General features: G+C 42.7%; 8 protein-coding genes. 3 read left to right on the top strand and 5 right to left on the bottom strand.

All coding sequences use genetic code 11. From position 1 onward, the window contains the following. The first annotated feature begins 58 nt into the window (after positions 1-58). Positions 59-799, top strand: coding sequence for a TfpX/TfpZ family type IV pilin accessory protein (gene tfpZ, locus JMX96_RS07470; RefSeq protein ID WP_320157902.1), 741 nt, complete (start codon positions 59-61; stop codon positions 797-799). 95 nt (positions 800-894) lie between these two features. Here tfpZ and fdxA read toward each other — a convergent pair whose 3' ends face one another. Together fdxA and mutS are read right to left on the bottom strand one after the other, a co-directional pair. Then, entirely contained in the window at positions 895-1,218 is a 324-nt protein-coding gene (fdxA, locus tag JMX96_RS07475) for a ferredoxin FdxA (RefSeq protein WP_101205516.1), read from the bottom strand. Between the two features lie 206 nt (positions 1,219-1,424). Beyond that, the gene (gene mutS, locus JMX96_RS07480) at positions 1,425-4,526 is read right to left on the bottom strand and encodes a DNA mismatch repair protein MutS (RefSeq protein ID WP_201568348.1); all 3,102 of its coding nucleotides are present in this window, start codon (positions 4,524-4,526) and stop codon (positions 1,425-1,427) included. A 462-nt stretch (positions 4,527-4,988) separates the two neighbouring features. Here mutS and secA point away from each other — a divergent pair, with 462 nt between their 5' ends. Together secA and JMX96_RS07490 are read left to right on the top strand one after the other, a co-directional pair. Further along, a complete protein-coding gene (gene secA / locus JMX96_RS07485) occupies positions 4,989-7,790 on the top strand; it encodes a preprotein translocase subunit SecA (protein WP_191114652.1) in 2,802 nt (933 codons plus the stop codon). A 241-nt stretch (positions 7,791-8,031) separates the two neighbouring features. After that, on the top strand, positions 8,032-8,565 hold the full coding sequence (locus JMX96_RS07490) for a hypothetical protein (protein WP_201568350.1): 534 nt from the start codon (positions 8,032-8,034) through the stop codon (positions 8,563-8,565). A 124-nt stretch (positions 8,566-8,689) separates the two neighbouring features. Here JMX96_RS07490 and JMX96_RS07495 read toward each other — a convergent pair whose 3' ends face one another. From JMX96_RS07495 to JMX96_RS07505, 3 genes are all read right to left on the bottom strand, one after another. Continuing rightward, positions 8,690-9,256, bottom strand: coding sequence for a YsnF/AvaK domain-containing protein (locus JMX96_RS07495; RefSeq protein ID WP_201568352.1), 567 nt, complete (start codon positions 9,254-9,256; stop codon positions 8,690-8,692). 243 nt (positions 9,257-9,499) lie between these two features. After that, positions 9,500-10,348 (bottom strand): DUF2382 domain-containing protein, encoded by an 849-nt coding sequence (locus tag JMX96_RS07500; protein WP_191114655.1) that lies wholly within the window; start codon positions 10,346-10,348, stop codon positions 9,500-9,502. Between the two features lie 398 nt (positions 10,349-10,746). Next, on the bottom strand, positions 10,747-11,928 hold the full coding sequence (locus tag JMX96_RS07505; RefSeq protein WP_201568353.1) for a thiolase family protein: 1,182 nt from the start codon (positions 11,926-11,928) through the stop codon (positions 10,747-10,749). Positions 11,929-11,966: the final 38 nt, after the last annotated feature.

The raw sequence follows: 11,966 nt of genomic DNA on the forward strand, positions 1-11,966 counted from the left end.
GACTTTACATCAGTAAATGAAAAACACCTTTGATAATTGCTTATAAATCAGTATATATATTTTAAATCCCTCACTTAGATTTCGGCTCAAAGCGTTTGCTTATCATTTGGGCATTTCTATTTTGATTGCGTTAATCAGTTTATATATTGTCTTTATGGTATGGCATCCAGTACCATTGGCAAAGGCAGTAGGCGTTAGTCATATATTTATTATGATGCTGGGCATTGATGTTATTTTAGGGCCACTATTAACTTTTATCATTGCCAAAAAAGACAAGAAGTCGTTAGAATTTGATCTAGCCGTCATTGTTGTCTTGCAGCTCGCTGCATTTATCTATGGTATATATAATATTGCTATTAGTAGACCTGTATATATTGCTTTTGACACGTTCCGTTTTGAAGTGGTACAAGCCAACAATATCCCTGTAGAGAGCATAGAGCAAGCATCAGATCCTTATAATACATTGGGATGGGGAAAGCCAAAATTTGTAGCCGTCAGACCTATAGATAATATTGAGCAAAAAAACGACAGGTTATTCGTAGAGCTTGAAACAGACGTTGCACCGAGTATGCAACCAAACCTATATGAACCCATGGCTGATCAATGGGAAACTATCAATCGTGAGGGGAGCGACTTTAATAGCTTATATAAAACCAATTCTAAAGTAAGTGTTGATGCTATAACTAGCAAATATCCATCTGCGAAAGCATGGCCACCGCTAAAAGCCTATGAGCAAGATATGGTTGTATTGATAGATGATAATAATATTGTAGATATTGTAGATTTACGCCCTTGGTAAGAAGTAAATAGCAAGCCAATAAAAAACCACCTAACAGCATATCGCCATTAGGTGGTTTTTTATTGTTTCAATATACAAGTACTTTGAGGAGAAGACTATCTCTCTAAATACTGAATCTTACCTTCCACGCCATCCCATTTCTCAGCTTCTGGCATTTGCCCTTTCATTTCAGTAATGTTTGGCCATTTTTGTGCCAGTTCTTCATTCAGCTGAGTGAACATTTCTTGGTCTTTCGGTACTTCATCTTCTGAGAAAATTGCATTAGCCGGACATTCAGGTTCGCATAGTGCGCAGTCGATGCACTCATCAGGATCGATGACTAGGAAGTTTGGGCCTTCATAAAAGCAGTCCACAGGACAGACTTCTACACAGTCTGTGTATTTGCAAAGAATGCAGTTATCTGTAACGACAAAGGTCATAGTGAGGTCTACCTGTTATTGGATTGGCTGATATAGTCAATCTCTTTCAAGAGAATTATTGTGACAGCCTAGCCTGAAGTATTATTTATACTTCTGCGCTCAGCTACATTGTAATTCTTTTAAATTAAATCAACTATAAGGGCTACATAGAATAGTTGGAAAATAAAGCGTATTTTAGCGCCTTTACTACTATTTGACAATTCCCTTTAATGACTAATGATTTTCTTAAGATGATAAAGCAAATCATGCGCTTGCTTGGGCGTTAGACTATCAGGATCAATCATGCTCAGCTCATCTTGCAAGCTAAATAGCTGATTTTGTTTCGGATTGTCAAATGTGTCCGATATCTGAGCAGTATGACTTACTTCTTGATTGAGAGTAGCATCATTATAAATATCTTGCCGTTTATCCTTTACTGACTTAGCTAATTCATTTTTATCATCAATAGGTCTTGCTCTATCTACGGTTAAATGGTCTAGCTGTAAGTTGTCTGCTAGATAGCGCTTAGCATCCTCTATCACTTGAGTAGGGATACCAGCCATTTTTGCGACATGTAATCCAAAGCTAGAACTCGCTGCGCCATCTTTGATTTGATGCAATAGCAATAATTGACCATCGACTTCACTGGCTGCTACATGGACATTACGGATATTAGCATGGTGATTGCTAATATCATTCGTTAATTGGGTCAGCTCAAAATAATGAGTGGCAAATAATGTCAGGCAGCCAATCTCGACTAGGCGATTGACACAGGCATGGGCAATGGCCAAACCGTCAGTGGTGGCAGTACCGCGACCGACTTCGTCCATTAGTACCAGTGATTTATTGGTGGCTTGATTTAAGATATTGGCCGTCTCAATCATCTCTACCATAAAGGTTGATTTGCCACCAGCCAAGTCATCAGCTGATCCGATACGTGTAAAAATGCGGTCGATATCACCAATATGAGCACTAGCTGCTGGTACAAAGCTACCGCAATGTGCGAGTAGGACTATCAAAGCTGTTTGGCGCATATAGGTAGATTTGCCACCCATATTAGGCCCAGTAATAAGAAGCAGCCTTTCAGGATACCCATCACTACCTAGTGCACAGTCATTGGCGACAAAGTGGTTTGTACTTAGTGAATTACCGTTCCTGCTGTTGGCGTTTGTTTGATTCAATGCTGCTTCAACCACAACATGACGACCTTGACGAATATCAATGTTGGTTTGATTTTTGGCCACCGATTCGCTTTGGTCTTTTGTATGTAGCCCCATGATTGGGCGCTGCCAGTTATACGTCATGGCAAGCTGGGCCCAATTGCTTAGCACATCTAATTGGGCGATAGCCGCGCTAAGCTGTTGTAGGTCAGCCAAGTGTTGGTTTAATTGATTTAAGAGCTCTTGATACAGCTGCTTTTCACGAGCTAATGCTAAGGACTGGGCACTTAGATATTCTGTCTCAACTTCCTTTAGCTCATCAGTGATAAAGCGCTCGCTACTTTTAAGCGTTTGTCGACGGATAAAGTGGGCAGGGGCATTCTTTGCCTGCATTTTGGGCAATTCAAAATAGAAGCCGCTAACTTTATTAAAGCCGACTTTTAGACTCGGTAATTGATTGTCTTGACGGGCACGCTCGACCATCTCGTCTAGCGTCGATTGAATATTGTCATGCAAGTGGGTAAGACGATCAAACTCTTCATCAAAGCCCGATGCTAGCATTCCTCCATCGCGGATATGAGCAGGCGGCTCTATGACAATAGCGCGCTCAATTAATTCGGCGACGGATTGAACAGCAGGTAGTTGGGCTGGTAATTGCTGTATCAACATCGGTAACAGGCCAGCGTCTTCAGGACTGATTCCCGATGCTGTTAATAAGGTAGTAAGCTGAGCACTACTAGCGATGCCATCGGCAAGCTTGCGTAAGTCACGAGGTTTAGCACTCATTAGCCCGATTCGACTGCTGATTCGTTCAATATCGCCAATAGTATTCAGCGTTTCTCGTAAACGTGTAACCAGTAAGCTCTCTTTTACATCTTGGTTTGATTCAATTGAGTCATTCTCTGGGCTTAGCAAACAAGTTATCGCATCTAGACGCATATTGATACGTGAATGTTGACGCAGTGGACGCTTCATTTGCTGAACAAGTAGGCGTTTACCCATCGGAGTCTGACAGTGATTCAGCACAGATATCAAAGAAGTGCCATTGCTACTAACAGGGGTAAATAGCTCGAGGTTTTGTTGGCTGTTAGCATCGATAATTAGGTAGTCATCGCTGTACTCGACGATGAGTTGGTTCACTTGTGGCACGTGGCGTTGCTGAGTTTGACGCGCATAGTGGATAAGCGCAGCGCAGCTGGTTTGCGCAAGTGGAGCCTCAGCAATGCCCAACCCATCGAGACGCTGAACCTCGAACTGCTGACAAAGCGTGTCACTGGCATGCTCACGATGAAAGTCATTGGCAGCGACTTCTATAATAGGGCAGTCCAGATTTTGTCGTAACCACAGTAGCCACTCTGAATCATTGCTTCCAATGCTGCCACCAATACTATCGCTGAGTGCTTCACTAATGATGCACTCACTGGGCGCAAAACGTGCTAATACAGTAAGCATTTGAGTTTGCAGACCATCTATATCGTTTTTATCTGCTACCAATGCCTGGGTAGTCAGTGTACCCGCGGCCAAATCCATCTGGCTAACGGCTGCTTGTAACGTCTGGCTATTGTCTTGCGTTTTCATAGTCGCAATATCGATGGCAACCACAGTCGGCGTATGATTAGGTGCAATCAATGCGTCATCAGTAATAGTACCTGCGGTAAGCGTTTTAACTACTTCGCGGCGCATGATGCTACCAGCAGCAGATTTACTTTTGTCTTTCTTTTGCTTGTCGCCCATTGCAGAAATATTAGACTTATTGCTAGCACTGCCAGTTGTCGTTTCGTCAATTTGCTCACATACGACCACTGTCTGACCAGCCGCGATCAAGCGTGCCATATAGCTATCGGCTGCATGAAACGGTACGCCCGCCATGGCTATTGTGTTACCTGCTTTATCCGTACCACGGCGCGTCAATGTGATATCTAGTATTTGCGCCGCACGCTTAGCATCGTCAAAGAACAGCTCATAGAAGTCACCCATCCGGTACAAGAGCAATGCTTGTGGATAGTTGGCTTTCATGGTTAGATATTGCACCATCATTGGCGTATGGTCTGCTAGGTTATAGACGGCATCGCCTATATTTAAGCAGTCAGAGTTCTCTTGTTTTAATAAGGGTTTTTCTGATGGATTAGGATTTGACGACTGATTTTGTCCAGATGGCTTTACGGTCATGCAGAGTCTCTTATAGTGCTTTAATGAGTATTAATAAGTATTTTGTGATAGGGATGCTAAAGGGTTATTTGTCTTATGTATGAGTTTGATATATAGCTTTGAGCTTTGGCTTGATCCATAAGCCAGTCACTTGTAGATAAATGGCTTAACGAAAAATTTTGAGCCAAGACGTAGCGATAGCAAGCGTATGAAAGTCGAACTGTGACAAACAAATAAAGTCGCTGAAAAAGCTAAGAAATTTGACAAGGTATTCGCTATTTTAACACGTCCTACTAGGTTTTTACTGTGGCAAATATCTACTCGCTGCCCTTGTATCCATCAGCGTCATAACCATATATAATGACGGCACACTTAATTGGGCGATACTAAATTAGGTAGTACTTAGTCGGGTGATGACAAGGCAAAGAGCTAAGCTTTGGCTAATGCGCACTAATTATCGAATATTCCATAGGTCAAAAAATTATGTTATCAAAGATTATAGGCAGTGTGGTTGGCACCAAAAATGACCGCGAATTAAAACGCATGCGTAAAGTGGTCAGCAAGATCAACGCACGAGAGGCTGAAATACAAGCCCTGTCTGATGAGCAACTACAACAAAAAACTGAAGAATTTAAAGCCAGACATCAAAAAGGCGAAAGCTTAGATGCATTATTGCCAGAAGCATTTGCCGTCTGCCGCGAAGCATCATTACGTGTCAACGGCATGCGTCACTACGACGTGCAGCTGATTGGTGGTATCACCTTGCACGAAGGTAAAATCGCTGAGATGAAAACTGGTGAAGGTAAAACCCTAATGGGAACCTTGGCTATGTATCTGAACGCGATCAGTGGTAAAGGGGTTCATCTGGTCACGGTCAACGATTATTTGGCCGCACGTGATGCTGAGCTAAACCGTCCGTTGTTTGGGTTTTTGGGTATGACTGTTGGTGTGATTTACTCACAGCAGCCACCACAAGAAAAAATCGAAGCTTATCAAGCCGACATTACCTATGGTACCAATAACGAATACGGTTTCGATTATCTGCGCGATAACATGGTCTTTAGTCTTGCTGAGAAAAAACAGCGCCCGCTAAACTTTTGTATTATCGATGAAATTGACTCAATCTTAATTGATGAGGCTCGTACGCCGCTTATCATTTCGGGTCAAGCTGAAGATTCTTCACGCATGTACGCGTTGATTAATACGATTATTCCTGTGTTGATTCGTTCAAAAGATGAAGAAGCAAACAAGAATAACGAAGAAGAAGACTTCTGGATTGATGAAAAGAATCGCCAGATTGAGATCAGCGAAAAAGGCTATGAAAAAATCGAGCGCTTCTTAATCGAAGTGGGCGAGCTGGGTGAAAACGAAAGCTTATATAGCCCAAGTCGTCTGCCACTTTTGGCTCACGTTCAAGCGGCCATCCGTGCGCACCATGTGTTTGTCAAAAACGTTCACTATATCGTCGATGAAGGCGAAGTGGTCATCGTGGATGAAAATACAGGCCGTACCATGCCTGGTCGTCGCTGGTCAGAAGGCTTGCATCAAGCAGTAGAAGCGAAAGAAAACGTTGAGATCCAAGCAGAAAACCAGACGCTTGCAACCACGACATTCCAGAACTATTTCCGTCTATATGACAAATTGTCCGGTATGACGGGTACCGCTGATACTGAAGCTGCCGAATTCAAATCTACTTACGATCTAGATGTCATCGTGATTCCAACGCATGAGCCAATTGCTCGTATCGATATGGATGACCAAATTTTCCTAACCAAGTTAGGCAAATACAAAGGCATTATTCGCGAAATTAAAGAGATTCAAGCCAAAGGCGCGCCAGTACTGGTTGGTACAGCGACGATTGAGGCCAGTGAAGAGTTGTCTTACTTGCTTGACCAAGAAGGCGTTAAGCATAACGTTCTAAACGCCAAGCAGCATGAGCGTGAAGCAGAAATTATTGCACAGGCAGGTAGCCCAAAATCAGTCACAATCGCCACCAACATGGCAGGCCGTGGTACGGATATTATCCTTGGTGGTAACTGGCAGTCGTTTATCGAAGATATCGATGCGGTTAGTCCAGAGGAGATGCAGCGTCTAAAATCTCAATGGCAAGTCAAACATGACCAAGTTGTAGCAGCTGGTGGTTTACATATCATTGGCTCTGAACGCCATGAGTCACGCCGTATCGATAACCAGTTACGTGGTCGTGCTGGTCGTCAAGGTGACCCTGGTATGTCACGCTTTTTCCTATCGCTCGAAGATGATCTGATGCGTATCTTCGCAGGCGATCGCGTGGTCAATATGATGCGTGCGATGGGCCTCAAAGAAGATGAAGCCATCGAGCACAAGATGGTCTCTAAATCGATTGAAAACGCGCAAGGCAAAGTTGAGAGTCGCGATTTTGATGCTCGTAAAAACCTACTGAAATACGATGATGTTGCCAATGAGCAGCGTAAAGTTATCTATGGTCAGCGTGATGATTTATTAGCAGAGATGGACTTATTAGAAGCCATCGAAGTGATGCATCATGAAGTATATAACGCGATGATCAATCAGTTTATTCCACCTGGCTCTATTGATGATCAGTGGAATATTGACGGCTTAGAAGATGAGTTAGAAGACGAATTCAAAATCTCAATGCCGATTAACGATTGGTTGGATGAAGATCGTCGTTTGGATGAAGAAGGGCTGCGTGAGAAAATCGTTCAAACGGCGATAGATCGTTATCACAGTCGCCGTGAGCAGATGGGTGAAAAAGACGCCGCTCAGCTTGAGCGTCATTTCATGCTACAGAGTCTAGATAAGCATTGGAAAGAGCACTTAACGCAGATGGATCAGCTACGTAAAGGGATTCATTTACGTGGTTATGCACAGAAAAACCCTGAACAGGAATATAAGCGTGAGTCGTTTGAATTGTTCCAAATGATGCTTGGTGCGATTAAGTCTGAGACCGTACAAGACTTGTCACGTGTTCATATCCCAACCAAGGAAGAACTAGAAGCATTAGAAATTCAGCAACGTGAGAACGCTGCCCATATGCAAATGCAGTTCGAGCATGACGATGTAGATAACTTGGATAGCAATGCGAGTGGTTCAGCTGCTCAGCCGCAACCACAAAGCCGCACTCTAAACAGTGGGGCTACGGCAGCTGGCGTTGGTGCTGCTATAGCAGGTAACGGTAGTAATGCTAATGAACCAAACCCATATGCAGGTATGAATATCAGTCGTAATGCAGCGTGTCCTTGTGGCTCAGGTCTTAAGTACAAGCAGTGTCATGGTAAAATCTAGTCGTTAGTCATGGCGAGTTAATAGCTATGTATTGAACTGCTATTAAAGACAGCCTTTATATGAAAAAGCCCTTATCTTAAGTAGATAGGGGCTTTTTCATATCTGTTAAATAACTTATGCAAACTTAAAACTTGCTAGATTAAGACCAACAAACACTTTGTATTGATTACTTACAAATTCAGCATAGGCGTGAATTTATGGACACGCTATAGTGTTTAACATATTTATTTGGGAGAGTGTCATGAGTGTAGAATTCTTAAAAAAAGTACGCAGCTCAGTAGTTTTAACAAGTTTGTTGGCTGGCGCCTTGACGGTTAGTGCTTGTAAGCAACAGTCAGAGCCAGAGACGGGAATGGAAGAAGGTGCTAATACAGAAGAGTCCGTTCCAATGTCAGCGGAGCCTGCTGAACCTAGCGATGTCGTTGTCGATACTGAAGATGCTTCACTTAACGAAGTAGAAGGTGATACCACCGCTTCAGTAAACAGCGGCGTGATGCAGATGTCGTATCTATGTACACCTGAACTAAAAGTTGAGGCGACTTATAAAGAAGATGCCAATCAAGTTGTTGTCGCAACTGACATGGGTACAGTAACGTTGAACCAAACCAATGAAGGTAGTAATCCTGAAGTGTTTGAAGTGGCGACCGCAATTGATGGTGGTCAAGGCTTCACACAATGGCGCGTCGGGCATGAAGCTCGTAAAACTGGCGTTATGCGTACTGCTGGTACCGATGAGTCGAATGTTAATACATTCGAATGTAATGAAGCCTCATAGTTGGTCTGCAATACTTAGCAGGTAATAATCATTAAAAAAGCAACGCTAAGATAGCGTTGCTTTTTCATGTTGTGAAATAATCTTTATCAATCATACAATTTCGTAGTGGCTAAACTATCAGCGCTTATTTTAACGGAGTTGTATCAGAACCATGAGCTAATAGACCCTCTTCAGTCACATCTAACTCTTCATGCTTAAGCTCTACTTGAATGCTGTCAGTATGTACATGAGTGCTCTTATTGATTTCGATGTCTTGAATAGCGTAGGTATCTTTGGTAATGGTAGCCACTTGGCGAGATAGCACAATATCAATCGGTGCATCGCCAATCTCTATTTGTTTACCATTAATAGTTACTACAGCTTTGCTATCCAAAGAAGGCTCGACGTGGCGCAATATGTCTTTGTCATCATAGTTACCAGAGAGTAAGTCTTGGCTCTCTGCGTCATGGTACTCAGTACGAATGGTGATATATTCTTCTACCAACTCAATTGGCACTTCGACAGTCTTAGTACGTGAATGCTTGGTGACGGTCACTTTACCCACATCCAAGCGTTCTTTATTAATCACAGGACGTTCTTCTAATAGCTCTAAGTGTCCAACATTGACGGTATTATTTGCCTGCTTCGTTGAGATATTTTGTTCTTTGTCCAAGTTATCTTGGTAAAGGCTGTTTCCATTTTCAGTAGTCATTATGATTCCTTTATAATTGTAAAATGATAATTTTTTAATAATCTAAAACGCTGTATGTCAACCACACATGTTAACTAGCTACATTGAATACTATAAACCATTCGCTCATGTTATGAATACAAAAAAGACCAGAGACATGCTCTGATCTTAATGGCTAAACATATGAGCTTAGCTACTTATTACTATCATATTTAACTGACGATATAGGAAACTTACGTCATTAAACTATGAGGTATTAGCATATTACATGCCACGAGCACGGCGTACATCTTCTGCTGTGATACCATCACGGTCTACTAAGTTACCTTCACGGTCTACCACATTGCCGTCGCCATCAACATCTAGCTCTTCACGTTGAATGGTCTCAATCAAGGTTTCAGTATGGTGATCGGTCGTCTTACCGACATTTACTTCTTCAGAAACATATGTTTCTTTGCTGACGCGAGCACGTTCAGCTTGTAGTTCGACTTCAACTGTTTCGGTAGCATCGAGATCACCAATACGACGATCTGTTGGACGATCTACGCTAGTACGCTGAATATTGGCATGTTCTTCTTCTAGATCTACATCAACGTTACGTTCTTCAGTGACGACATGCTTACCTACTTTTACTAGACCAGCAACGATACGGTCTTTATTTACCGTTAGACGCTCTTCTAACAGCTCTAGCGTATTTGGTGCGTCATAAGAATGATCTGCAATATCGACGCGATCTTCTACAGGGAGTGTATCAGCAGTAAATGCTTGACGATCTCTCTCGTACTGCTCTTTATAGCTGTACTGGTAATCGTGATCGTATACTTCCATGGCTTCTACTTGTGTTTTGGTTAAGCTATCAAAGAAGACATCATCACCAACGATACGTGCTAAACCTGCTGGTACCAGTACTTCTTTTGAGCTAAACCAGCCGCCTGCGTCTACGATTAAGTAACGAATACGACCAGTGGTATCTTCTACTAAAGCACCTTCGATCTTACCAATTTTTTCTTCATTGATACCGTAAGCAGTTTTGTGCGTTGGGTCATAATAGTCATCACCAATTAAGTCTTGATGAGTAGCTTGGATATCTTTTAAACGGATTAGTTGACTCATTGTTATATTCCTTTTTTGCGAGTTTGTCTTTTATAATGTCATGGTTGGTGTTGTTATTAATTTTTAGTAAAACCATATTTATTACAGTTAACGGTAAACCAAGTGAATAGCTTCCCCATCAACTTGTAGCTATCCTAACACCGTGATTTTTGATGAGATATATGAGCAAGGTAGCAAAGTGTGCGCTTGCAGTAATTGCGTGTAATAGGCTGTAAGTGGCATAACATAGGAAGGGGTAGAAGTTAACGAGACTTTACACAGAGTAATATTCAACATTCATCGAAAGAAAGTAGACACAAAAAAACCGCATTACCATTAGCAATGCGGTTTCTCAATAAACAATAATTATCTCAGTATTATTTAACTAACTTACTTTAAGTCAGTTAGACCTGCTTTATTTAGGCAAGTTCAATAGCAACAGCTACCGCTTCACCACCACCGATACATAGCGTTGCGACGCCTTTTTTGCCGCCAGTACGTTTTAGAGAGTTGATAAGCGTAATTAGAATACGAGCACCTGAACAGCCTACTGGATGACCAAGAGCACATGCACCGCCTTCGATATTTACTTTGGCATGGTCAAGTTTTAACTCGTCCATCGCAGCCATAGTAACCATCGCAAAGGCTTCATTGATTTCCCATAGATCTACATCATCTACTGACCAACCAGCACTTGATAGTACTTTTTCAATGGCACCGATTGGTGCAATGGTGAATTCGCTTGGGTGACGTGAGTTTGACGCAGTAGCAACAATGCGAGCTTGGTAGTCTAAGCCTTCGGCTTTCGCTTGAGACTCTTTCATCACGACGACTGCTGCAGCACCGTCTGAGATTGAACTAGCGTTTGCGGCAGTAATCGTACCATCTTTAGCAAATGCTGGACGCAAAGTAGGGATACGATCAGCATTAGCAAGGGCTGGTTGCTCATCGGTATCAACAGTTTGCTCGCCTTTGCGCGTGGCAAACGTAACAGGCTCGATCTCATCTTTAAAATGGTTGTCTTTGATAGCAGTCAGCGCACGGTTCAATGACTCAATAGCAAACTCATCCATTTGCTCACGTGTATAGCCTTTTTCATCAGCCATTTCCTGAGCAAACATACCCATTAGCTTACCAGTATCAGCATCTTCTAGGCCATCTAAGAACATATGGTCTTTGACTTCTTTGTGACCCATACGATAGCCGCCACGTGAACCTGGCATAATATACGGTGCATTGGTCATTGATTCCATGCCACCTGCAACAGCAACGTTGAAGCTGCCCGCTTTGATACCATCATGCGCTTGCATGACTGCTTTTAGGCCTGAACCACAAAGTTTATTGATTGTGACAGCACCAGTCGCATCCGGTAGACCTGCTTTGCGCATGGCTTGACGAGCAGGGCCTTGACCCAGACCTGCCGTCAAGATACAACCCATAATGACTTCATCGACACTGTCAGCGCTAACACCTGAGCGTTCGACGGCAGCTTTGATAGCGGCGGCGCCTAGCTCGGTAGCACTCATGTCTTTTAGTGCGCCTTGAAAGCCACCCATTGGTGTACGTGCGCCGTTTAGAATTACAATTGCATCATTTGACATCGTTATTATTCCTTGTTGTGCGTTTTGATTAAGTATCT

It is taken from the genome of Psychrobacter sp. JCM 18900 (genome assembly GCF_904846625.1).
In the GTDB taxonomy this organism is placed as follows: domain Bacteria; phylum Pseudomonadota; class Gammaproteobacteria; order Pseudomonadales; family Moraxellaceae; genus Psychrobacter.